Source organism: Kaistella pullorum, assembly GCF_014837035.1.
GTDB lineage: Bacteria > Bacteroidota > Bacteroidia > Flavobacteriales > Weeksellaceae > Kaistella > Kaistella rhinocerotis.
Genome location: NZ_JACSPS010000001.1, coordinates 112,853 through 136,187, shown reverse-complemented (window position 1 = coordinate 136,187; position 23,335 = coordinate 112,853). Strand labels below are relative to the sequence as shown.

At 44.1% G+C, this 23,335-nt stretch carries 20 protein-coding genes; 9 read left to right on the top strand and 11 right to left on the bottom strand.

The window, feature by feature from the left end:
• Positions 1 to 46: 46 nt before the first annotated feature.
• The 8 genes from H9628_RS00680 to H9628_RS00645 all read right to left on the bottom strand — a co-directional run bounded on the left by H9628_RS00680 (position 47) and on the right by H9628_RS00645 (position 7,291).
• Complete coding sequence (locus tag H9628_RS00680) at positions 47 to 460, bottom strand: PaaI family thioesterase (RefSeq protein ID WP_251832193.1); 414 nt, start codon at positions 458 to 460, stop codon at positions 47 to 49.
• Between the two features lie 241 nt (positions 461 to 701).
• Entirely contained in the window at positions 702 to 1,931 is a 1,230-nt protein-coding gene (locus H9628_RS00675) for a 3-hydroxyacyl-CoA dehydrogenase NAD-binding domain-containing protein (protein WP_251832904.1), read from the bottom strand.
• A 29-nt stretch (positions 1,932 to 1,960) separates the two neighbouring features.
• Positions 1,961 to 2,758 (bottom strand): enoyl-CoA hydratase/isomerase family protein, encoded by a 798-nt coding sequence (locus H9628_RS00670; RefSeq protein WP_251832192.1) that lies wholly within the window; start codon positions 2,756 to 2,758, stop codon positions 1,961 to 1,963.
• Positions 2,759 to 2,962: 204 nt separating this feature from the next.
• Positions 2,963 to 3,427: a 1,2-phenylacetyl-CoA epoxidase subunit PaaD gene (gene paaD, locus H9628_RS00665; RefSeq protein ID WP_251832191.1), complete on the bottom strand. Its 465-nt coding sequence runs from the start codon at positions 3,425 to 3,427 to the stop codon at positions 2,963 to 2,965.
• A 126-nt stretch (positions 3,428 to 3,553) separates the two neighbouring features.
• Positions 3,554 to 4,303 carry a 1,2-phenylacetyl-CoA epoxidase subunit PaaC gene (paaC, locus tag H9628_RS00660; protein ID WP_251832190.1) on the bottom strand — a complete coding sequence of 250 codons (750 nt, stop codon included), beginning with the start codon at positions 4,301 to 4,303 and terminating at the stop codon, positions 3,554 to 3,556.
• Between the two features lie 252 nt (positions 4,304 to 4,555).
• Entirely contained in the window at positions 4,556 to 4,837 is a 282-nt protein-coding gene (paaB, locus tag H9628_RS00655; RefSeq protein ID WP_251832189.1) for a 1,2-phenylacetyl-CoA epoxidase subunit PaaB, read from the bottom strand.
• Positions 4,838 to 4,873: 36 nt separating this feature from the next.
• A complete protein-coding gene (gene hutI, locus H9628_RS00650; RefSeq protein WP_251832188.1) occupies positions 4,874 to 6,100 on the bottom strand; it encodes an imidazolonepropionase in 1,227 nt (408 codons plus the stop codon).
• 45 nt (positions 6,101 to 6,145) lie between these two features.
• Positions 6,146 to 7,291: an MFS transporter gene (locus tag H9628_RS00645; protein WP_251832187.1), complete on the bottom strand. Its 1,146-nt coding sequence runs from the start codon at positions 7,289 to 7,291 to the stop codon at positions 6,146 to 6,148.
• A 144-nt stretch (positions 7,292 to 7,435) separates the two neighbouring features.
• On the opposite strand from H9628_RS00645, the gene ruvB reads away from it, so the two are divergent.
• The 9 genes from ruvB (at position 7,436) to H9628_RS00600 (ending at position 20,559) form a co-directional block, all read left to right on the top strand.
• On the top strand, positions 7,436 to 8,458 hold the full coding sequence (ruvB, locus tag H9628_RS00640) for a Holliday junction branch migration DNA helicase RuvB (protein ID WP_251832186.1): 1,023 nt from the start codon (positions 7,436 to 7,438) through the stop codon (positions 8,456 to 8,458).
• A 15-nt stretch (positions 8,459 to 8,473) separates the two neighbouring features.
• Positions 8,474 to 9,082 (top strand): tetratricopeptide repeat protein, encoded by a 609-nt coding sequence (locus tag H9628_RS00635; protein WP_251832185.1) that lies wholly within the window; start codon positions 8,474 to 8,476, stop codon positions 9,080 to 9,082.
• 6 nt (positions 9,083 to 9,088) lie between these two features.
• Positions 9,089 to 9,703, top strand: coding sequence for an FMN-binding negative transcriptional regulator (locus H9628_RS00630; protein ID WP_251832184.1), 615 nt, complete (start codon positions 9,089 to 9,091; stop codon positions 9,701 to 9,703).
• A 132-nt stretch (positions 9,704 to 9,835) separates the two neighbouring features.
• Complete coding sequence (locus tag H9628_RS00625) at positions 9,836 to 10,507, top strand: YceI family protein (protein ID WP_251832183.1); 672 nt, start codon at positions 9,836 to 9,838, stop codon at positions 10,505 to 10,507.
• 142 nt (positions 10,508 to 10,649) lie between these two features.
• Entirely contained in the window at positions 10,650 to 12,140 is a 1,491-nt protein-coding gene (locus H9628_RS00620; RefSeq protein WP_251832182.1) for an alpha-amylase, read from the top strand.
• 168 nt (positions 12,141 to 12,308) lie between these two features.
• Entirely contained in the window at positions 12,309 to 13,565 is a 1,257-nt protein-coding gene (locus H9628_RS00615) for a putative DNA modification/repair radical SAM protein (RefSeq protein ID WP_251832181.1), read from the top strand.
• A 4-nt stretch (positions 13,566 to 13,569) separates the two neighbouring features.
• Positions 13,570 to 14,334 (top strand): TIGR03915 family putative DNA repair protein, encoded by a 765-nt coding sequence (locus tag H9628_RS00610; protein ID WP_251832180.1) that lies wholly within the window; start codon positions 13,570 to 13,572, stop codon positions 14,332 to 14,334.
• Between the two features lie 99 nt (positions 14,335 to 14,433).
• Positions 14,434 to 15,489 carry an NAD(P)-dependent alcohol dehydrogenase gene (locus H9628_RS00605; RefSeq protein ID WP_262891772.1) on the top strand — a complete coding sequence of 352 codons (1,056 nt, stop codon included), beginning with the start codon at positions 14,434 to 14,436 and terminating at the stop codon, positions 15,487 to 15,489.
• Positions 15,490 to 15,648: 159 nt separating this feature from the next.
• Entirely contained in the window at positions 15,649 to 20,559 is a 4,911-nt protein-coding gene (locus H9628_RS00600; protein WP_251832179.1) for a T9SS type B sorting domain-containing protein, read from the top strand.
• A 5-nt stretch (positions 20,560 to 20,564) separates the two neighbouring features.
• Here the strand turns inward: H9628_RS00600 and coaE are convergent, their stop codons facing one another.
• The 3 genes from coaE to dinB form a co-directional block, all read right to left on the bottom strand.
• A complete protein-coding gene (gene coaE, locus H9628_RS00595; protein WP_251832178.1) occupies positions 20,565 to 21,173 on the bottom strand; it encodes a dephospho-CoA kinase in 609 nt (202 codons plus the stop codon).
• An 18-nt stretch (positions 21,174 to 21,191) separates the two neighbouring features.
• Positions 21,192 to 22,058, bottom strand: coding sequence for an MBL fold metallo-hydrolase (locus H9628_RS00590; protein ID WP_251832177.1), 867 nt, complete (start codon positions 22,056 to 22,058; stop codon positions 21,192 to 21,194).
• 166 nt (positions 22,059 to 22,224) lie between these two features.
• Positions 22,225 to 23,304 (bottom strand): DNA polymerase IV, encoded by a 1,080-nt coding sequence (dinB, locus tag H9628_RS00585; RefSeq protein WP_251832176.1) that lies wholly within the window; start codon positions 23,302 to 23,304, stop codon positions 22,225 to 22,227.
• Between the last annotated feature and the right edge of the window lie 31 nt (positions 23,305 to 23,335).

The following is a 23,335-nucleotide window of genomic DNA, read 5'->3' as shown; positions in this document are numbered from 1 at the left end:
CTTATTGTCAATAATGTTAAAAAACGCTAAAACTAAACATTTTGAGTTATAAGTCAGTCACTTTCTTATCAATTTTATAGACCGTGCCGCGAAAACTAGCTACCAGAATATCATTTTGGTTACGGATTGAAATATCATAAACCCCGGTTTTTCGGGTATCGGAAATTAAAATAGATTCTGCAGTTAATGTATCACCCATTTTCACCGCTTTCGTAAAATTCATCGCGCAGTGCAAAGCTACTGAAGCGTCATTCGTGTTATTGCTTGAAAATGCGAGTGCTGAATCTGCCAGTGAAAACGTTATGCCCCCGTGAACAGTTCTTAAACCGTTGATCATTTCCTGTTTTACCGGCATTTCGATGCGGCAGTATTTTTCGCGGACTTCGATGAGTCGGATGCCCATCCATTGCGAAAAGTGATCCTGATCGAGCATGTATTGGGCGAGTTCGTGTGGCGACATATTTTTATTTGAGGATTGGAGAATGAGTTGATTTGAGGATTTGAGGATTTGAGGATTTGAAAATTTGAAAATGTGTTGATTTGAGAATGAGTTGATTTGAGAATTTGAGGATTTGAAGATGCGATAATTTCAGGATTTGGGATTGCGAGGATTTGAGGATTTGCCGCCGCGCCGTTCTACAAAGGTGTCTATACTGAGCGGTGCCTATTTTTAATTTTCAAATTTTCAAATTTCCTCATTTTCAAATTAATTTTCTAAGCAGCGGGCTTTGCCGGTAGCGTTCCTCCTGATATTCGCTGTAAAGATCCTGTAAAGTCGTGGAGACGGTTTCAAAGCCGATTTCTTTTCCCCACGCCAATAATCCTTTCGGATAGTTCACGCCTTTCTGCATCGCCATTTCGAGGTCTTCGTCACTTGCAATGCCGAGTCTTTTGGCTTCCACCGCTTCGTTGATGAGCATCGAAATGATTCTTAAAAATATTTCTTCGTAAAGCTTATCATCTTTGAGATCTTGAATCCTGGCTCCTGGCTCTTGGCTCTCGGCTCCCGGCTCCTGGCTCCTGACGCTTGGCTCCCGGCTCTGCGCAGAATAATCATAAAACCCTTTTCCGGTCTTCCTTCCGAGCAGTTTCGCCTCGTTCATCCGTTGCTGCAGCAGGCTTGGTTTGTATTTAGGGTCGTAAAAATAATCCTGATAAACAGTTTTGGTGACCGAAAAATTAACGTCGATTCCAATAAGGTCCATCAGCTCAAAAGGACCCATTTTGAAATTGCCCAAAGAGCGCATCGCGTCATCAACCTGTTCCGGCGTGGCGATATTTTCTTCAACAATCCTTAAAGCTTCGCCATAAAACGGCCTCGCAATACGGTTCACGATGAATCCGGGAACGTCTTTGGCAATCACCGGTGTTTTGCTCCAACTTTCCATTAAAGCATAGATCTCCTGAGCTAAATTGTCTTTGGTCAAAAGTCCCGGAATCACTTCCACCAAAGGCATCAGCGGTGCAGGATTGAAAAAATGGATGCCGATAAAACGCCCGGGATTTTTGAGTTCGGCCTGAAGTGACGTGATTGAAATCGAAGAAGTGTTACTTGAAATAATACAATCCTCTGATACAATTTCTTCTAATTGCTGAAAGACTTTTGTTTTAATTTCCTTATTCTCGATGATGGCTTCAATGACCAGATTGCAGTCTTTAAAACCTGAAAGTTCCGTGCACGACCTTATATTTCCGAAGATTTCCTGACTTTTCTGCGCTGAAATTTTATCTTTCGCAACCAGTTTATCCAGCGTTGTCTGTAGATTTACCAAAGATTTTTCGGTTTGTGCACTGTTTGCATCGTAAAGAAAAACTTCGCAACCGGCGGTGGCCGCAACCTGTGCAATGCCGATTCCCATGGTGCCGGAGCCGATAATTCCAACTTTTGTGATCTGAGATTTGAGATTTGAGATTTGAGATTCCTCACCCATGTTTGTACTTGATTCTTGCATCTTTTAGTCTATTTCCCGCGATAATTCGGTTTTCTTTTCGCTAAAAACGCCGTCACGCCTTCTATGAAATCTTCAGATTCGGCCGCTTCCTGCTGCAGGATTCCTTCAACGTCAAGCTGCTGCTTCAGCGTATTGTCATACGACTCATTAAAAGCTTTTTTTGTTAATGAAATGGCTTTTGTTGGCAGGTTTGAAAGCGTAGTGAGTACCTCCATCGATTCAGCTGCAAAATTTTCGTCTTTAAAAACATCTGCAATAAAGCCCATGCTTTTAGCTTCTGAAGCCGGAATTTTCTTTCCTGTAAAAGCCAGATAATTGGCCTGCTGCCGCGACATGATCTTCGGGAGCCAATAGGTTCCGCCCGTGTCGGGAATGAGCCCAATATTTACAAACGCCTGTGAAAAATATGAAGATTCTGTGGCCAGCGTGATGTCGCAGATCAGGGCCAGCATGGCGCCGGCGCCCACCGCAGGACCGTTCACCAACGAAACCACAGGCTTTCGGCAGGATGCGATTTCTTTGACCAACGGATTGTAATAATCGATCACCATTCGCTGTATCACGCGTTCTTCTTTTGTATCGCCCAGTGAAAGCGCTTCTTTAAGGTTTTGTCCGGAACAGAAGGCTTTACCGCGACCCGAAATGGCGATGCACCGCACCTCAGGGTTTTTGCTGCTCTCTTTCACGAAAGTGCGCAGCTCCGAAAGCAGCGTTTTGTTGAGGCTGTTAAAGGTTTCGGGCTGGTTGAGGTAGGCGATCTGAAGTCGGCCGTCAAGATGCAGTTCAATGTCGATTTGGGTATACATGGGCGGGTGAATTTGAAAATTTGAAAAATGGGTTAATTTGGAAATGAGTTAATTCAAAAAAGATTTGATTTAAAACTTTAAAAAGGTGCTTTTAACAAAGATAAAAATATACGCCGGATAAAGAAATTATCGGGTTTTTAAGTTCATCTGCATTTTAAAATTTCGGACTCATTTCATTTTCAAATTCTCAAATTTCCCCATTTCCTAATGACATTTAAAATAATCAAAAGGCTCGAGGCAATCGTTGCACTGGTAGCTGGCTTTGCAGAGTGTAGAACCGAAGCGGCTGATCTGTTTTGTGTTTTCTGAGCCGCAGCGCGGACATTTTTTTGCAATATTCAAATGATCAGCGTGATTTCCTTTTTCAGGTGGCGTAATTCCGTAAACGCGCAGTTTTTCGCGGGCTTCATCGGTGATCCAGTCGGTGGTCCAAACCGGAGCGATTTTAGTGATGACTTTCGCTGTAATTCCGTTTTCCTTAAATAGTTTAATAATGTCTTCTTCAATATTAAACATTGCCGGACAGGCCGAATACGTAGGCGTAATCACGATTTCAGCCTCGTTTTCAGCAACCATTTTCGCCTCGCGTACGATCCCAAGCTCAACGATATTGATGACCGGGATCTCGGGATCAGGAATTTGGGATAAAAGGCCGAGTAAGTCCTGCATTGGTTAATTTGAAAATTTGAAAATTTGGAAATGTGGTAATTTGAAAATTTGGAAATTTGAAAATGTGGCTATTGGCCTGGTTTTGAAAGTTTTTAGGAGGTTCAGTTTTCAAATTAGCACATTGGTTTACCACACGCAATTAGGATATGTCCGCTGCATATACTGCAGTTCACACAAAATGTAGCCGAAATATTCGGTGTGGTAACCTGTTCTCGAGCCTTTCTGCATAAACTGGCTCTCTGGAGTTTCAATGCCAAAGTTTCCGAAATCTTCTCTGATGACCTGATGCCAGATATCTTTTAGAAAACCGGCAGCAGGAACTACATCAAGCGCTGCCAATTCGCTTTCGCCCGGAGTTTCGGCAAACATTCCGCCCGTATACTCCCAAAGGTTATCCACCGCGTTTTTCACCCGTGACTTGCTTTCTTCGGTTCCGCCGGCGAACATTTTAATCCACGTGGAAGTGTGTGTATAATGATAGTTTACTTCTTTTAAAGATTTTTCCGCGATCGCGGCAAGCTGTTCATCGCTACTCTTCATCAGTTCTGTGTACAGAATCTTCTGGTAAACAGCGAAGAAATAGACTTTGAGAAGCGTGTTGGCATAATCTCCGTTCGGAAGTTCGGCCAGCTGACAGTTCAGATATTCTTTTTCAAGCCTAAGGAAAGCGAGATCGTCTTCGGTTTTCCCTTGATCCTGAATCTGCGCTGCGTATTTGTAGAGATTATTGCTTTGCCCTAGATAATCAAGCGCGATATTGGTAAGCGCGATGTCTTCTTCCAGATACGGACCCTGGCCGGTAAGTTCGCCCAGTCTTTGCCCGAAAATCAGGGTGTCATCGGCAAGTTTTAAGATATAATTAAATAGTGGATTCATTTTTTTTATTTTAAGAGCCAAGAGCCAAGAGCCAAGAGCCAAGAGCCGAGAGTCAAGAGCCAAGAGCCGAGAGGCAAGAGCCAAGAACCAAGAGTCAAGAGCCAAGAGTCAGGAGTCAGGAGTCAGGAGCCGAGAGGCAAGAACCGAGAACCGAGAGTCAAGAATCAAGAGCCGAGAGTCAAGATCCAAGAATTAACAACGGGGGAGAAGTCCTGTTTCCTGACTCTTGGATCCTGGTTCTACCAGTCTTATCTACATGTTTTTCACATCGTTCGGGATCTGGTAAAAAGTAGGGTGGCGGTACAGTTTATCGTCGGCCGGATCGAAGAATGCTTCTTTATCCACACCTTCAGAAGTCACCAGATATTTGCTGGGTACAACCCAAATTGATGTGCCTTCCATTCTTCTCGTGTAGACGTCGCGCGCGGCCTGAAGCGCCATTTCGGCGGTCGGTGCCTGCACCGTTCCCGCGTGTTTGTGGGATAATCCGGGTTTTGTCTGGATGAAAACTTCCCACATATCTAAGTTGCTCATTAAGATTAAAATTTATGGTTTTAAAGATAAATATTTTTAGTGAATCTTTTCGCCGCCGATGTAGACGTGCGACGCTCTGAGGCTTCCCTGCTGATACAGCACGTTCTGGAAATTGTCGGTTTTAAAAGTGACAAAATCGGCTTTTTTTCCTTTTTCGAGTCTTCCCCGGTCTTCCAGATTCAATGCGAAAGCCGACCGGAACGTAATTCCCGCCAAAACTTCAGCGGTTGAAAGTTTTTCAAATGTGGCTAAGATTGAAGCTTGTGTGACCAAATTTCCCATTGGCGCCGAGCCCGGATTCCAGTCGCTTGCGATAGCGAGAATTCCGTTTGCATCAAGGATTTTTCTAGCCGGAGTGAACTTTTCGCCCAGACCCAGACTTGCGCCCGGAAGTGCAACCGCCACGGTGTCAGATTTTGCCAAAAATTCGATATCTGCATCAACCGTCGCTTCAAGATGGTCGGCAGATCTAGCACCGACTTCGACCGCAATTCTAGAACTTCCGGACGTAAACTGATCTGCGTGAACAGTGATCTCAAAATCCATTTCTTTGGCTCTTAGCAGAAAATTCCTGCTTTCTTCAGGCAGAAACGCAGATTTTTCGATGAAAATATCCACTCTTTCAGCGAGTTTTTCAGCTTTAACTTTAGGTAAAATCTCTTCGAGAATATAATTGAGATATTCTTCAGAAGTGCCTTCAAAATCGCGCGGTTTCAGATGCGCAGAAAGACAGGTCGGAACTAATGTCGCTTTTGTAAAAGTCTGTGCTTTTTTGATGACGCGCAGCATTTTAAGCTCATTTTCCACATCCAAACCATAACCGGATTTGATCTCAACCGTTGTAATTCCCTGAGAAATAAGTGTATTGATTCTTTCTAAAGTAGTTTTCAAAAGCTCTTGTTCGGACGCGTTTCGTGTGTGCTGCACAGAACTCCAGATTCCGCCGCCGCTTTCGGCGATTTCAAGATAGGTTTTGCCGGCGTTCCGCATCGCGAAATCATTCGCACGGTTTCCGCCGAAAACGATGTGCGTGTGGCAATCGGTAAATGCAGGTAGACAAACCTGTTCACCTTCAATTTTGTCAATGTCAGCCTCAGGGAATTCTGCTTTTAAATCATTAAAATCCTGAACTTTTTGAATAATTCCGTTTTCGAGAAGAATTCCTCCGTTTTTAATGATCTCCAGCTGCTCATCGACTAGTTTTCCACGTAACGGAAGATTGGCTAAAGTGATGATCTGTTGGAACGGACCGATTAATTTCATGTGAATTTTTAATTTGAATTCTTACTATAAGATTTGAATGCTAATTTAAACGGATTTTTTCAAATGGCTGAAAACCATTTTCGAAAGTGGAATGAACATAAAACCCGCGATTATAAACGTGATAAATGCTTTCTGTAAACCAAATGCGTGCGCCAGATAGCCGATAAGCGGCGGCCCCAGAAACATGCCCACGGTAGAGTAGGTGCTGATGATCGACATCACGATGGCTATCGAGTATTTTTTCGATTTCCCCGCCAGAATAAAGGTCATCGGATAAAGTCCCGACACTCCGAAACCAATCATGCAGAAACCGAGCAGTACCGGATAAAGCGTAGGGAAAACCACGGCGATCAGCACGCCCAGCATGACCATCAGCGAGCCCGTGATGTACAGTTTCTGCATCCCGAAACGTTCCATCAGTTTATCGATGGTCAGCCTCGAAACCGTCATGCAGATCATTAAAAGTAAATAACCATACGTGAAGACGTCCTGTTTGACCACTTCTTTCAGATATACGCCATTCCAGTCGTACATTCCGCCCTCGCAAATGGCCGCAAAAAAGACCATTAAACCTAAAAGTGTAATGTATCTTGAGGGTTTTCCGAGTTTAAATTTCGTGCCCACTTTTGCCCTGTCATTTTTAATGAGAAAAGGAAACATTGTGACGATAATCAGACAGCCAAAAAGCGCTACTGAGAGAAAATGCCAATAAATGGAGATGTTATATTTAAGCATTACCGTTGAGAAAAGCACGCCCAAAATACCGCCGATGCTCCAGAGACCGTGAAATGAACCCACGATTTTCTTTTCAAATTTTTCCTGAATCGCAAGCGACTGCGTGTTGATGGCAATATTAATAATCCGTAAAGCAACAGAAAAAAGCACGAGTGCGATGGCAATGCCGAAGATCGAGAGATTCCAGCTCAATGAAAAAAGTGAAATCAGGAAGGCTACACTCGCAATCTGCAACGGAGTTCTGGTGTCAAATTTCGCGACAAGCCAGCCCGAAAGCGGAATGCCGATAATGGCGCTGGCCGGCATGATCATCAGCAGGTTTCCCAGCTCTTCTTCAGAGAGATTGTAATTCGTTTTAAGTGTCGGAATTCTTGAGGCCCATGAAGAAAAGCAGATTCCGGATAACAAAAAGTACGCTGACAAAGCGATTCTTTGTTTTTGAGGTGTTGAAAGCATATCTGCGCAAATTTACGAATTTAGAAACCGCAATGCCGAAGCCGGCATGAACAATTTCGTGCGTTCAAATATTGCTGCTTTAGTTTCGGTATCTGCCTTAAATTTTCCTTTCCAAAATTTCTATCTTTGACTAAATTTAAATAAATGCCCGATTTTTTACGTCCAGACAAGGATAATTTCACGGATGACGAGCTGATGCAGGAGGAGAAGATTCGGCCGCAGAGTTTTCAGGATTTTGCGGGTCAGCGCAAGACTTTGGATAATCTTGAAGTTTTCGTGGCGGCGGCAAAAAACCGCGGTGGCGCGCTGGATCATGTGTTGCTGCACGGTCCGCCGGGATTGGGAAAGACCACTTTAGCCAATATCATCGCGAATGAGCTGGGTGTGGGCTGCAAGATAACGTCGGGTCCGGTTCTCGACAAGCCGGGAAGCCTAGCGGGTTTGCTCACCAATCTGGAAGAAAACGACGTGCTTTTTATCGATGAGATTCACCGGCTTTCGCCTATTGTGGAAGAATATCTCTATTCGGCGATGGAAGATTACAAGATCGACATTTTGCTGGAGACCGGCCCGAATGCGCGTTCTGTTCAGATTGGTTTGAATCCTTTTACTTTAGTTGGCGCCACCACGCGTTCGGGGATGCTCACCAAACCGATGCTCGCGAGATTCGGGATACAATCCAGATTAGAATATTATACAGTCGAACTTCTCGGCATGATCATCGAGCGAAGTGCCCGTGTTTTGGGAGTGAAAATCTACGAAGATGCCGCCCTCGAGATTGCGCGCCGAAGCCGCGGTACACCCAGAATTGCAAACGCTTTGCTGAGAAGGGTCCGTGATTTTGCTGAAATAAAAGGCAACGGAGAAATAGAGATCGGCATCACCAAATTTGCATTGAATTCTTTGAATGTCGATGAATTCGGCCTTGACGATATGGATAATAAGATCATGCGCGTGATGATCGAAAATTTCCGGGGGAAACCGGTCGGAATTTCGGCGCTGGCTACTTCGATCGGCGAAAATCCTGAAACGCTGGAAGAGGTGTACGAACCATTCCTGATCCAGGAAGGCTTTATCATCCGAACGCCGCGCGGCCGTGAGGTCACCGAAAAAGCCTATAAACATTTAAATATTACTGTTCCGAAAAGACCTGATACACTGTTTTAAAACATTTCTAAACGTATGAAGCAAGTTTTAGCTTTAATTTTATTGTTTGTGCTCGTTTCCTGCGCGTCACAGAAAGATTTAAAATATCTGGAGCAGGGAAAGACCGAGATGTCGAACCAACGGTTTGAGCAGGCTTTGGAACTGTTTACAAAGTCAATCAACCAAAATCCGGCGCGGGCCGAGGCTTATTTTGCGCGTGGATTATCCTACAATATGATGCAGAACTATGAGACGGCGGTGACAGACTTCAGCATGGCCGAAAAATTAGGCTACAGCGAGGCTAAGCTTTATTCATTGCGTTCATTCGCATACAGTATGACGGGTAAAAATGAACTGGCGCTGAAAGATTTGAATATAGCGATCAAAACTGATCCCGATTCGTACGCCGGAAATTACTACAACAGGGCGATGCTTTACAATACATTGCGAAAACCCGATTCGGCCGTGGCAGATTTAAACAAATACCTCGAGGTGGCGCAGGATCCGAATGCTTTTTTTCAAAGAGGGAAAATCGTCCTCACAAAAGGTGACCTGAAAAGCGCCTGCGAAGATTTTAAAAAAGCGGTTTCGCTCGGCAACACTGACGCTGAACTGCTTAAGATCTCTGAAGCCATCTGCAAATAGCACAGAATGTACATCCCGAAAATCTATAAAAGCGAAGACCGGCAGCTGATGAAAGAAATCATCACTGAAAATGCGTTTGCGCTTTTAATTTCCAACAAGGAAAAACTCTGGGCGACGCATTCTATGTTCATTCTTAACGGATCTGAGCCGGATTTTTTTCTCGAAACCCATGTTTCAAAAGGTAATCTGCAGGCTCATGTGTTGGAGGACGGCGATGAGGTGCTTTGTGATTTTCTGGGCGCGAATGCCTATATCTCGTCCTCGTGGTACGATCATATCAATGTTTCCACGTGGAATTATGAAGCTGTGCAGGTACGGGGAAAAATCAGGCTAATGACCGATGATGAACTTTACAATCATCTGTACAAACTCACGCACAAATACGAACAGAAACAGAAATGTCCGGTCTTTCCTGAAAAAATCGGTGAGGAAAATATCCGCCAGGAGATGAAAGGCGCTTTCGGCATCAATATTTACCCAACCGAAATCCACATCGCATCGAAACTTTCACAGAACCGGAAAGAGGCCGATTTTGATAATATCATTAAAGAACTGCAGGCGTCTCGCGATGAAAATTCAAATAAAGTAGCGGCGCGGATGAAAGATTCCCACGGAACTTGAGCCGAAATCTGTTCCCGGTAATGTTATCACCCGCAAAACGTCTTACCAAAACCATTTCTTAACATACGTCAAGGCGTTTACAGTTCAATCACGGTATTTTTGCCGCTTAAAATTATTAAACAGTTTAAAAAAATGAAAAAATTATCAATCCTTGCGCTATCCGTATTTATGTTGGCAGCATGTTCTGAATCTAAATCTGACACAGCTACTGTAGCAGGTGAGCAGGCAGTGGCTGCGCAGGCAGGTGAAACATTAAGCATAGATTCTGCAGCCAGCACTGTAAAATGGACGGCATATCACAAAGGCGGTTTGAACCCACGGTTCGGAACCACTTCCACTTCCGGAACGTTTTCGGTTCAGGATGGTAACCTGGTTTCAGGATCACTGGTTTCTGATATCAACTCCCTTACAACCGATCCTGCAGCAGTAGATCCTGCAATGAGCGACGGTAAAACTTCAGCAGACCTTGATGCCCACCTAAAAAGTGCAGATTTTTTCGATACTGAAAAATATCCCTCTGTGAAATTTGACATTACGAAAGTGGAAGATCTTCCGGCAGGAACGGCTTCTAAAACTGAAGGTGCCAACAAACTGGTTAGCGGAAACATGACCATCAAAGACAAAACGGTGAACGTAAGCTTCCCGGCGAAAGTGGATGTAGCTGTAGACGGCCTGAATATCGTTTCTAAATTCACCATCAACAGACAGGATTGGGGCTTGACTTACGGTACTGAAGGTGACCCGAAAGACTGGATGATCTCCCAGGATGTAGATCTTGAACTTAACCTTACCGCACGCAAATAATTAATTTAAATTTGAAAATTTGGCCACAACAGGCGTGTTTTCATCCTAAATTATTTAAATATACAAAGCCGCACCGCGCGGCTTTTTTCGTGCCCTGAACTTTGGGTCGAATTTTGTTACCTTGGGTTTCATTTTCAAAACAATGACGAACGCTACGATGATTCAGTTTTTCCATTGGTATTCGGATGGAGGATCACAACTGTATGAAGAGATCAAAAACAACACAGATTACCTTGCAGAACTCGGCATCACCGCAGTTTGGATGCCACCGGCGTATAAAGCAGCGGGCGGCGGTTTTTCAAATGGTTACGATCCCTATGACCTCTATGATTTGGGTGAATTTGACCAAAAAGGCACCGTAAACACCAAATACGGTTCGCGCGAACAGTATCTCGCGGCGTGCCGGAACTTACAGGAAAAAGGAGTCTCGGTCATCGCCGATATTGTGCTCAATCACAAAGCCGGCGGCGACGAGAAGGAGCGATTCCATGCAATCAGGGTCAATCCCGAAAACCGCCAGGAAAATATTTCCGAACCCTTTGAGATCGAAAGCTACACGAAATTTACTTTCCCGGGTAGAAACGGAAAATATTCAGAATTTGAATGGAATTTCACCTGTTTCTCAGGTGTTGATTATGCGGAAGGTGGGGAAGAAGGAATTTTTCAGATCATTCATGAGCATGGTGATGGCTGGGAAGAACTCATTGATGATGAAAAGGGAAACTATGATTATCTGATGTACAATGATATTGAGCACCGCAATCCGTTTGTACGTGCCGAGCTGAACGCGTGGGCGAAGTGGTATCATGACCAGGTTTCCTTTGACGGTGTTCGGCTTGATGCGGTGAAACACCAGTCGCCTGAATTTTACAAAGAATGGCTGCACATTCTGCGCGAAAACACAGGTAAGAATATTTTTGCGGTAGGTGAATACTGGGCACCGGGCGCGCTGGATCTGCTTCAAAAATACATCGCTGCTACCGAAGGTTGCATGAGCCTTTTTGATTCTTCGCTGCAACAAAATTTTCATCAGGCTTCCAATTCAGGTGCAGCATATGATCTTCGGACCATTTTTGATGATACGCTCACGCAGGTCAATCCGCTTTTGTCTGTCACCGTTGTTGACAATCACGACACGCAACCGCTGCAGGCTCTGGAAGCGCCGGTGGAATCCTGGTTTAAACCGCTCGCCTACGCGCTGATCCTTTTGCGGCAAGATGGTTACCCGTGCATTTTTTATCCGGATCTTTTCGGTGCGCATTACATTGATAAAGATAAAGAAGGCAACGACCAGGAAATATTTTTAGATAAAGTCGCAAAGATCGAGGAGTTGCTGAAGGCCCGAAAACATTTTGCGTACGGCGCGCAGCACGATTATTTCCAGGATGCCAACTGCATTGGTTGGGTTCGTGAAGGAAATGATATACATTCAGGCTGCGCGGTGACGATGAGCAACAGTGATGCGGGCGAAATCTCAATGGAGATGGGTGAACGTTATGCAGGACATGAATTTATTGATTTAATGGACTGGTTTCCGGAAGCTGTTTTATTAGATGAAAACGGCTGGGCAAATTTCCCGGTGCCGGCGGGAAATGTGAGTGTGTGGATATCGCGGGAGAGTTCGACGGTTTAATTGTTGAGTGGAGGCATGAAAACACTTGAGTATATGAGTGACTGGGATTAATTTTTTAGGTTTTTGACTTGAAAAATTTAATTATTTAAATGGTGTTATTTTATACTCAAATCGATCATGATTGAAAATTATTTTACTATTTTTGTATTTTGAATTTAACATAATCTAATGAATTTCGACCGCATTCAGGAGAAGCTTGAAATCCTCGCCGATGCTGCAAAATACGACGTATCCTGCTCATCGAGTGGCGGTTCTCGTAAAAACAAAGGCGGTCTCGGCAACAGCCAAGCGTCCGGAATTTGCCATACCTATACCGAAGACGGCCGGTGCGTGTCGCTGCTCAAGATTCTGTTGACCAATCACTGCATTTTCGATTGTGCTTATTGTGTCTCGCGCAAAACCAACGACGTAAAACGCGCAGCTTTCACTGTAGAGGAAGTGGTGGAGCTGACGATCAATTTTTACCGCAGAAATTATATTGAAGGTCTTTTTTTGAGTTCGGGTATTTTTAAAGATTCCGATACGACGATGGAAAGGCTGGTTCGTGTGGCTAAAAAACTGAGGCTTGAGCACAATTTCAATGGCTATATCCATCTCAAATCAATCCCCGGTGCGAGTGATGAACTGATGAAAGAGGCCGGACTTTATGCAGACAGGCTCTCCATCAATATCGAAATTCCGACCGAGCAGGGTTTGAAACTGCTTGCGCCGGACAAATCGCATTCGGAAATGATCAAGCCAATGAGTTTGGTGAAAAACGAGCTCATCCTGTACAAAGAGGAAAAGAAAATTTTCCGAAAAGTACCGAAGTTCGCGCCCGCAGGTCAGTCAACGCAGATGATTGTGGGCGCAACCAATGAAACTGACCTGAAAATCATTAAAGTTGCCGACCATTTTTATCAGAATTTTAATTTGAAGCGCGTGTACTATTCCGGCTATGTTCCGGTTTTAGAAGACAGCCGCCTGCCGTCAATCCATTCACAGGTACCGATGCAGCGCGAAAACCGATTATATCAGGCTGACTGGCTGATGAGGTTTTATGGTTTTGAAGCCAATGAGATCGTGGAGCCTTCAAATCCATTCCTGGATCTTGAGATCGATCCGAAACTGGCCTGGGCACTCAGAAACCGCGAGAGATTCCCGGTGAACATCAATATGGCGCCGAAAGAAATGATCCTGCGCGTGCCGGGCATCGGAACCAAATCTACCGGAAAGATTCTGATGGCAAGAAAATTCCAGAAACTTACACTTGAAAACCTTAAGAAGATGGGCGTGGCGGTGAACCGTGCGAAGTATTTCGTGTCGTTTGAAGGTACCAATGTCTTTAACCGTTTCATTGACGAGCAGAATTTCCGCAATATCATCCTGTCCGGTACGAAATCAAAATACCAAAATCCTTTCTCGCAGCAGCTGACGCTGTTCTAAACTTATGACGACGTTAGTTTTCGATGACACGTTTGAAGGTCTGATGACAGCGGTTTTTGAAGTTTTCGAATACCGTTTCGAACCCGCGGAGATCGTCAGTCAGCAGCATCATTTCAATGAAGCGCTGTTTGCAGACGTACATCACGTAGTGAGCGATGCCGCAAAGGCTGACCGTGTAATAAAAAAACTCGAAAAGTCGCTTGGCAAAAATGGAGTGAAACAAATGCTGCTCGTCTATCTTTCCGAACGTGCTGATGCCGCAAATCTTATACTTTCCGCAGTTCGCCAGGCTGTTCTGAATCCGGATAAGAATGTTTTGGAAAATTTTGGCAATCCTTCAATACTTGACATTGCCAAAATCTGCAAAAGCATGGGCCGCGAAATTCACCGCTTACACGCATTTGTAAGGTTTGAAAAACTGGAAGACGGCATGTTTTTCGCTAAAGTGGAGCCGGATTTCAATGTTTTGCCGGTGGGTTTTAAATTTTTTAAAGACAGATATGCCGACCAAAAATGGATGATTTATGATCTGAAAAGACGGTTTGGTGTCATCTACGATCTAAATGAAACGACGTTTTTTTATCCTGAACCTGAACAGGTTTACGCGCTGAATAATGCCTCCGCGATGCATCATGAGGAAGAACGCAAATACCAGACGCTGTGGCAGCGGTATTTTACCAAAACCAATATCAGCGAGCGCAAAAACATGAAACTCCACATTCAGCATGTACCCAAACGCTACTGGAAATATCTGACTGAAAAATTTTAACCACGTTATCCTTAAAAATTAGGAAAGCTTTAAGAGTGAGCGTGCGCGGCAATCGTTAATTTTGGACAATACATTTTTAATTATAATAACTACAAAAATATGAGTATTACCGTAAAAGCTTTCGGAACCGAAGCAAAGGACAAAGATCTGGAACTGATGCAGATCGAGCGCCGCGACGTTACCGCAACGGATATCGAAATTGAAATCTTATACTGCGGCGTCTGCCACAGCGACCTGCACACTGCACGTAACGATTGGGGCGGAACCAAATACCCTTCTGTTCCAGGTCACGAAATCATTGGCCGGATCACCAGAGTGGGTGAGAATGTAACTAAATTTAAAGTCGGCGATCTGGCCGGCGTTGGCTGTCTTGTAGATTCGTGCCGCGAGTGCGAAAGCTGTAAGAAAGACCTTGAACAATATTGTTTAAATGGTTCTGTGGGCACGTACAATGGTAAAGACCAGTTTCTTGGCGGACATACGTTCGGTGGTTATTCGGAAAAAGTGGTGGTGGACGAAGCTTTTGGTCTGCACATCCCCGAAAATTTAGATTTGAAAGCGGTGGCTCCATTGCTTTGCGCAGGCGTAACGACGTGGTCTCCGTTGAAACACTGGAGTGTGAAAGAAGGCAGCAAAGTGGCTGTAGTAGGGCTTGGCGGTCTCGGTCACATGGCCATCAAACTGGCAAAAGGTTTGGGTGCGGAAGTCACGTTGTTTTCCAGAAGTCCGGATAAAATTCAGGATGCACTTGATCTGGGCGCAAACGCGGTCATTATTTCAACCTATGAAAACGAAATGAAAGCGGCGAAAGGTAAATTCGACCTGATCATCGATACCGTTCCTTACGACCACGATATCAATCCGTACATCTCAACCCTTGCTGTGGACGGTACCCTCGTGTTGGTAGGCTATATCGGCAAGATGGAAGATGCGCTTTTCACTCCGCCAATGATCGGTGGACGGCGTTCCGTGGCAGGTTCGGTGATCGGCGGGATCAAAGAAACACAGGAAATGCTCGATTTCTGTGGGGAACACAATATTCTTCCGGAAATTGAAATGATTAAAATGCAGGACATCAACCAGGCCTACGAGCGTATGCTGAAAAGCGATGTGCGTTACCGTTTTGTAATCGATATGCAGAGCTTGAAAAATTAAAGTATAAAAATCCTAGTATACTATCCGGCAGAAAGCAATCTGCCGGATTTTTTATGCCTCAAAATCATTTTTTAATTAAATTTTTAAAATAAAGTCAAACTGTTAAAATGTCTTAATTATAGATAAAAAAACTACATTTGTGTAGATTTCGCCAAATTCATGAAAAAAATTTTACCATTTTTCCTGCTATTTTTATATACTGTTGTAAACGCCCAGCTCGACCGGGAGCATTGGTTTGCACCGATGGTGGACCGTGCTGCTCAGTCTACGCCGTACCAGTCAATATATATGTCAACGAGTGAGATAACTCCTTTTAAAGTTGACGTTTACAGTAATAACGTCGTTATAGGTTCGGTGATGATTAGTAAAAACAATCCAGGAAAGTTTAGTCTAAACCGTACTAGTATTATCACCACAAATCAATCCGATTTATTTAAACCAATTACAAAAGGTATTTATCTCAAGGGAGAAAAACCTTTTTTTTCTAATTTAAGGTTTTCGGTAAATCAGCATGCTGAAATTGTTACTTCTAAAGGAACTGCCGGAATTGGGCTCGAATTTTACACATCACCAGCACCGATCCTAGCAGGTCTCTCTAATGTTATGTTTATGACCTCTGTTATGGCTACAGAAGACAATACGGTGGTGACTGTAAACGGATTTAATCCCTCGGTAGTATTTTCGGACTTCATCCCTAGAACCAGTTTTAATTTTACATTAAATAAAGGTCAATCATATATTATTGATGGTCGTGCCTCAGATTCAAGTCAAAACTGGACAGGTTTTATTGGCGCTAAAATTACTTCAACCAAGCCTGTTACCGTAACAAATGGTAACTTCAACGGGCAATACACCTATACTGCAGCAAGCAGTACTGACATTTTGATGGATCAAAGCGTCCCAATAGATAAACTAGGAAAAGAATTTGCAATTGTAAAAGGAAACGGAACACTTTCTTCAGGGATGGAAGCTGCTTTTGTCATCGCCTCTGTAAATAACACCAATATTTATGTCAATAATGAAACAGTTCCCGTAAATCCTACTCCTCTTAATGCAGGACAGTATTTTGTAATACCTTCTTCAAAGTTTGTCAATCAGACCCTGAATCATTACAATATGTTCATTCGAAGTACTGAAAACATCTATGTCTTTCAGCTGCTTGCGGGTGCGAGCAATACAAATGAAATTGCATCTGGTGGGTATAACTACATTCCTCCTTTAAGTTGTTATCTTCCTAAAAAAATTGATGAAATTGCTTTAGTAGATCAAAATGAAGGGAATATCAATGGTGTCTACAGCGTCACCCGGCCAACTAAGCTTAACATCATTACGGAAGAGGGAGCTACTGTTGATGTTAAAAGAAACGGGACATCGATGATACTTAGTGCACTGAATGGCCCATTCAATGTTTCAGGTTCACCAAACTGGGTAACCTATTCCATTCCGGGGGTCTATGGTAATATCGCTGTGTTTTCTTCCAAAGCTGTCACTGCCGGAATTTCCGCAGGAAACGATGCTGTAGGTTACGGGGGTTATTTTGCCGGATTCTCATTTATCCCCGCGATCACAAAAACCGAAGGCGACTGTCTTCCGGGAGTAAAACTGGAAGTTACCGAAGGATTCGATTCTTATGAATGGCTCATTAAAAACCCCGACGGCACCTACAGCCCGGCGCCCGGAATCAATAATACTTATACCTACGAACCTCCACAAGCGGGGATTTATGCTGTAAAAGTAAAACAGGGATCCTGCGCTGAGATACAAACCCAGGATTTCAAATTCTACAACTGTACGACCTATACCAACTACGACTACGACAGCTGCGGAAACGAAACCATCACGCCAACTTTTGCTCTCAGCAGCCAGGCCGTGAATCCGTCCACTGTTCAGATTGTTACTCTTCCCACAAAAGGAACTGTAACCATCGCAGCAGACGGTAAGCTGACTTATACCGCCTATCCGAATGTCAGCGGAACGGATACTTTTAAATTCTCTTTCTGTGGCATCGGTGCAATCCCGGATTGCGAAACGGTGCAGATTACCATCAACATGATCGAAAAGTATGATGACAAAGTGCTTCAGGAGTGTTCCACAAACGGAATTGCGACCTATAATTTGAGCCTTGCGCCCGTTTCGCCGGATAATACGCTTGTCAAGAGTTATTTTAAAACATTCGACGGTGCGCAGAATGACATTCCGGGAGATGAAATCCTGAATTTTACGAGCTATACTTCCGGTGACGGCTTTATTTATATACGCCTGGTCAATTCCATAGGTTGTATTTCCGTCGCGAAGGTGGAGCTTAAATCTAAGTTAGCTCCTGAAGTTAAAGAGAACCTATACACCAAACTGCATTGTGATGAAGATGTAGACGGCAAGATCGACGGCACTTATAAGGTGGATTTAACTACGGTAACGCCGGTCGTATTGGTACAGGCATCAAATTTTGTCGTGAAATATTATGATACGCTGCCTAAAGCAACGGCAGGTCTGAATGATAACATCACGGGAAATTTCTCCTTCACTGGCGACACTTCTGTGTGGATCAGAGTTGACGCGCCTAACGGCTGTCCGACTATCATTAAAGAAATTCAGCTTAAAACCGGCACTAAATTTACAGTCGCGACTCCACAGTCAAAATTGATCTGTGACACCAACCAGGATAACACCGAAGATATCGATCTGAATGATTTTGTTTCAATGTTTACGGCAGATACATCCACAACGGTGAAATTCTTCCCGAATTTAACAGATGCTCAGAATAATACTCCTGCAATCGTAGCCAATCAGACCATCACGGCGGACAAAACATTCTACTACAGATTCTCACGGGCCGGATTGTGTGATGAAATTGGAGTTTTGAATATTATATTTAAAAAAGCCACGCCGTCACCCACACTTCCTGCAAATGTTTCCGTATGCCTGGGTTCTACCACAACTTTGGATATTGGATCAGGCTACACCGCAATTCTGTGGAGCACAGGAGCCACCACCCAAACAATTACAGCTGGTGCCGGCACCTACACGGTTGAGTTTACCAATGCTGATGGCTGCCGCTATCAACAGGCAGTGACAGTAACCGATTCGCCAAAACCGAAGTGGAATACCGCGGCGTACAATGCGGTGAATTGTGATGATGATTTCGACGGTTTCGTCAACGTGAAATTTTCGACCGTCACGCTATTGATTGTACAGAACTCCACGCTCTTTACCGTAGAATATTCCCTTTTCTCAGACTTCAGGACACTTTTGCCTGATGACTGGACATATTCTGCCGACACTACTGTTTATGTAAGAGCTTATTCATCGGTTTGTCCGGCCGAATTCAGGACGATCGATTTTAAAATCGGCAATTCCCTTTCACTTATCACAGCGACCGACACAGTAACAGTTTGCGACAATGACGCGAACGGTACAGAAAACATCAACCTGGCAGCTTACATCAACCGTTTCACTACAGATACTTTAGTGACATTAAGATATTTCGCTACATTACAGGCGGCACAGGCGAACACTCCCACGATTAATGCTGGACAGGCCATTACCGGCAACAAGACTTTTTACTACCGGTTTAAAAAAGCAGGTTTCTGTGACGTAATAGGAACTTTAAATGCAGTATTTAAAGCTTCTACACCTACTGCATTGCTCTATTCCTACCCGGTTTGTCAGGGTAGCTCAATTACCCTTACGGCTGAATCTACCTACACTTCCTGGCTTTGGAAAAATGGTGCGACGACCGTTTCTACCACACAGACTGCTGTTTTATCCGCCGGAGTTTACACGGTATCGTTTACAAATGCTTCGGGCTGCGTTTTCACAAAGACTATTACCGTAACAGATTCACCAAAACCTATCTGGAATGTTGCTGCCTATAGCGCAACCAACTGTGACGATGATTTCGACGGTTTCGTCAACGTGAAATTTTCGACCGTCACGCCGGTGATTGTACAGAACTCCACGCTCTTTACCGTAGAATATTCCCTTTTCTCAGACTTCAGAACACTTTTGCCTGATGACTGGACATATTCTGCCGACACTACTGTTTATGTAAGAGCTTATTCATCGGTTTGTCCGGCCGAAAAACAGCAGATTGATTTCAAAGTCGGAAATTCACTGGCGCTAGACCAAGCGAGCGCTACAGTAATAGAATGCGATGATGATTTCGATGCTGTGAAATCGGTTAATTTGGCGAATCACCTTAATGAATTTACCTCAGATCCGGGAGTTGTGGCCACTTACTATTCGACCTTGGCGGATGCCCAAAAGAAAATAAACAGTATTTCAAATCAGGTAAATGTTTCCGGAACAGGTGTTTACTATCTGCGATTACATAAAAACACTTATTGCGATGTGATCGGGAAGCTGACGGTGAATATTCAGATTCCAAAGAAATCTGAACAACTTTCCGATAAGCAGATCTGTCCTGAAGCGACAACGGTGCTCAATGCGGGATCGGGCTTCGACAAATATTTGTGGAGTACAGGTGCCACCACGACCTCAATTACAGTTCCAGTCGGTGAATATTGGGTTGATCTCACCTCGGGTACCTGCGTTTACAGACAAAACGTTTCGGTGACGGCGGTGTCGCTGCCTGAAATTGTGAGTGTCGAAATTGTGGGCAGCACGGTTACGGTTAACGTCACTGGCGGAACGTCACCTTATCAGTATGCCATCGATAACTTTAATTATCAGTCTTCCAATGTATTCAACAATGTTCCGGGTGGCGACCACACAGTGTACGTGATTTCAGCTGATAACTGCAAGCCTGTTTCTGTTGATTTTAATGTCATTCAGCGTTTTAACGTAATTACACCGAATGGCGACGGTAAGAACGATCTGCTCGATTATTCAGGATTGATGAAGAAATCTGAACCTTATCTGGTGATTTTTGACCGCCGCGGCCAGACTGTATTTACAGGGACCAACAACAACCGATTTAGCTGGGATGGGAAAATTTCCGGAAAATCAGTCGAGAGCGGCAGTTACTGGTATGTGATGAGATGGATAGAACCTGGATTTACCACAGTGACCGAATACACGGGCTGGGTTTTGGTGAAAAACAGAAATTAAAAGGTTTAAGAATTTTCCTGGTCGAAAGATGCGACAAGCTGTTTTAGAACAAGGTTTGTCGCATTTCGCAGCTCAGCAAAACCTTCGTTATTAAATATTACAAAATCTGCCATTGCAGCTTTTTCATTTTCAGGCATCTGTCTGTTGATAATGGCCTGCACTTGCCCGGTTGTTTTGTTGTCGCGTTCCATTACACGTCTTATGCGGATTTCATCATCGGCCGTGACCAGAATGGAGCGGTCGCAGGCTTCATGCAGCTTAAGTTCAAAAAGAAGCGCGGTTTCTTTGAACAGGAATGTTTCGTCCTGATCTTCCACCCAACGCTCAAAATCTTTCTTCACCGCAGGGTGAATCAGTGAATTTAGCTGATTTAACTGGTTAACATTATCAAAAACTTTTTGTGCCACGAACGCCCGATCGTACCTACCGGACGCATCATAAGCTTCATCTCCGAGCAGCGCGCGGATTTTTAACTGAAGTTCAGCATCATTATTTACGATTTCCTTTGCGAGGTTATCAGAATAATAGACCGGATAGCCGAATTCTTCGATGATTTCAGCGACCGTACTTTTTCCCGAACCAATACCACCGGTGATTCCGATTATTTTCTTCATGATTAACTGCTTCGAAGTTTAATAGCCGAAAATGTCGTTCAGCGAATAGGTCTCGTCGAGGCGTACGCCTTTTTCCGTCATTTTAAGGCTTGCCAGTTCGTGGTGCGCATCGTGCTCCAAAAACAGCAGATATTCATTATCGATGCACTGTTTCAGGAACTTTCCCTTTTCTTCCATCGTCAGCAGCGGCCGTGTGTCATAACCCATCACATACACCTGCGGAACATGTCCTGCGGTAGGAATCAGATCTGCGGCGAAAACCACTGTTTTGTCCTGATAGCGGATCACCGGCAGCATTTGTTTTTCGGTATGTCCGTCCACAAAGATCACGTCCATTTTCAGGTCTGGGGCAAAACCATAATTTCCCGTAATCGGTGTCGGTAAAAAATTCAGTTGGCCACTTTCCTGCATCGGCAGGATATTTTCTTTAAGGAAGCTCGCTTTTTCTCTTGGATTTGGTTCTGTAGCCCACTTCCAGTGTTCTTCATTGGTCCAGAACTGTGCATTTTTAAAGGCGGGCTGATAGCCTGTGCGGTCCGCATTCCACTCAATCGCACCACCGCAGTGATCGAAATGAAGATGCGTAAGGAAAACATCCGTGATGTCATCGCGTACGAAACCGAATTTTTTAAGGTTTTTATCTAAATTATCGTCGCCCCAAAGTGAATAATGGCCGAAAAACTTATCGTCCTGTTTGTTTCCAAGTCCACAATCGATCAGAATCAGTTTCTTGCCGTCTTCCATTAAAAGTGAACGGGTTCCGAGTTCGATCAGGTTTCTTTCATCCGCCGGATTCGTACGCTCCCAGAGACTTTTCGGGACAACACCGAACATGGCACCACCATCTAACTTGAATTTTCCGCACTGTATAGGATATAGCTTCATTTATTTTATTTTGTAATTTCTAAAGTACAAAATTTGTTGTTAACGGGAAAATTCGTTGGTCTTAGGTCTGAGATGGGCCTAATATCTGCATTTGTACAATTGACGACGAATCAAATCGATCCGATTCATCAACTACTTCGTCTGTCCGCATCAAAATTAAAAGCATTCAATCCTTAAACGGAATTTTCAGCTGCACTGAAACCTGCTTTTTGGCGTGTGTATTGAGGTTTGAGAGCGAAAGACCCAACAGCCGTACGGGTTTGTCAAAAGGCCGAAGTTGCCACAGTTTTTTTGCGGTGAGCCAGAAATCTTCCGCATTGTTGAAGTAGCCGTCCCAAGTGGTGCTGCGCGTGTACTGTGTAAAATCTTTATATTTAATTTTCAGCGTCAGCGTTTTACCTCTGATCTTTTTTTTGCCAAGCCGTGTGTCCAATTCTTCACTGATAATTTTCAGCTGCTCAAATACCGCCTCTTCATCCAGAAGATTTTCCCAGAACGTCTCTTCCACGGCGACACTTTTCTGTATCCGGTGCGGTTTCACTTCACTGTTGTGAATGCCGCGAACCACATTGTAGTAGTAATTCCCCGACTTTCCGAACAGACTGATCAGTTCCTCCAGCGTTTTCTTTTTTAAATCTGAACCTTTAAAAATATGCAGTTCGTGCATCCTGTTCGCGGTCACCTTGCCGATTCCATAGAATTTCTCGATCGGCAGGTCATCCATAAACTCCAGGACCTGCGTTGGATGGATGGTCTTCTGGCCGTTGGGCTTGTTGTAATCTGAGGCAACTTTAGCTAAAAATTTATTCACCGAAATTCCGGCTGAGGCTGTGAGGCCGGTTTGTTCAAAGATTTTTCGGCGGATTTCACGTGCAATATCATTCGCGGATTCGATGTTTTTTTTGTTTTCGGTGACGTCAAGGTAGGCTTCGTCCAACGAAAGCGGCTCTACCAGGTCTGTATATTCGTGAAAAATACTGCGTATTTGCTGTGAGATTTCCTTGTACCGCTGAAACTTGGGTTTCACCACGATGAGATGCGGACATTTCTCAAGTGCAAGCTTTCCGGGCATGGCGGAGCGTACACCAAATTTGCGGGCTTCGTAACTTGCCGCGGCCACCACGCCATACAGTCCGCCGCCTACTGCAAGCGGTTTTCCGCGAAGTTCAGGATTGTCGTGCTGTTCCACGGAAGCGTAAAACGCATCCATATCAACATGTATTATTTTGCGGTCTCCGAAATCCATTTTTTGGCGAATTTCGCTTCAGTTATTCCTG

Excerpts from the sequence above, each read along its gene's own strand:
- H9628_RS00680 (WP_251832193.1), bottom strand. The coding sequence starts at position 460 with ATGTCGCCACACGAACTCGCCCAATACATGCTCGATCAGGATCACTTT.
- H9628_RS00675 (WP_251832904.1), bottom strand. The coding sequence starts at position 1,931 with ATGGGTGAGGAATCTCAAATCTCAAATCTCAAATCTCAGATCACAAAA.
- H9628_RS00670 (WP_251832192.1), bottom strand. The coding sequence starts at position 2,758 with ATGTATACCCAAATCGACATTGAACTGCATCTTGACGGCCGACTTCAG.
- paaD (WP_251832191.1), bottom strand. The coding sequence starts at position 3,427 with ATGCAGGACTTACTCGGCCTTTTATCCCAAATTCCTGATCCCGAGATC.
- paaC (WP_251832190.1), bottom strand. The coding sequence starts at position 4,303 with ATGAATCCACTATTTAATTATATCTTAAAACTTGCCGATGACACCCTG.
- paaB (WP_251832189.1), bottom strand. The coding sequence starts at position 4,837 with ATGAGCAACTTAGATATGTGGGAAGTTTTCATCCAGACAAAACCCGGA.
- hutI (WP_251832188.1), bottom strand. The coding sequence starts at position 6,100 with ATGAAATTAATCGGTCCGTTCCAACAGATCATCACTTTAGCCAATCTT.
- H9628_RS00645 (WP_251832187.1), bottom strand. The coding sequence starts at position 7,291 with ATGCTTTCAACACCTCAAAAACAAAGAATCGCTTTGTCAGCGTACTTT.
- ruvB (WP_251832186.1), top strand. The coding sequence starts at position 7,436 with ATGCCCGATTTTTTACGTCCAGACAAGGATAATTTCACGGATGACGAG.
- H9628_RS00635 (WP_251832185.1), top strand. The coding sequence starts at position 8,474 with ATGAAGCAAGTTTTAGCTTTAATTTTATTGTTTGTGCTCGTTTCCTGC.
- H9628_RS00630 (WP_251832184.1), top strand. The coding sequence starts at position 9,089 with ATGTACATCCCGAAAATCTATAAAAGCGAAGACCGGCAGCTGATGAAA.
- H9628_RS00625 (WP_251832183.1), top strand. The coding sequence starts at position 9,836 with ATGAAAAAATTATCAATCCTTGCGCTATCCGTATTTATGTTGGCAGCA.
- H9628_RS00620 (WP_251832182.1), top strand. The coding sequence starts at position 10,650 with ATGACGAACGCTACGATGATTCAGTTTTTCCATTGGTATTCGGATGGA.
- H9628_RS00615 (WP_251832181.1), top strand. The coding sequence starts at position 12,309 with ATGAATTTCGACCGCATTCAGGAGAAGCTTGAAATCCTCGCCGATGCT.
- H9628_RS00610 (WP_251832180.1), top strand. The coding sequence starts at position 13,570 with ATGACGACGTTAGTTTTCGATGACACGTTTGAAGGTCTGATGACAGCG.
- H9628_RS00605 (WP_262891772.1), top strand. The coding sequence starts at position 14,434 with ATGAGTATTACCGTAAAAGCTTTCGGAACCGAAGCAAAGGACAAAGAT.
- H9628_RS00600 (WP_251832179.1), top strand. The coding sequence starts at position 15,649 with ATGAAAAAAATTTTACCATTTTTCCTGCTATTTTTATATACTGTTGTA.
- coaE (WP_251832178.1), bottom strand. The coding sequence starts at position 21,173 with ATGAAGAAAATAATCGGAATCACCGGTGGTATTGGTTCGGGAAAAAGT.
- H9628_RS00590 (WP_251832177.1), bottom strand. The coding sequence starts at position 22,058 with ATGAAGCTATATCCTATACAGTGCGGAAAATTCAAGTTAGATGGTGGT.
- dinB (WP_251832176.1), bottom strand. The coding sequence starts at position 23,304 with ATGGATTTCGGAGACCGCAAAATAATACATGTTGATATGGATGCGTTT.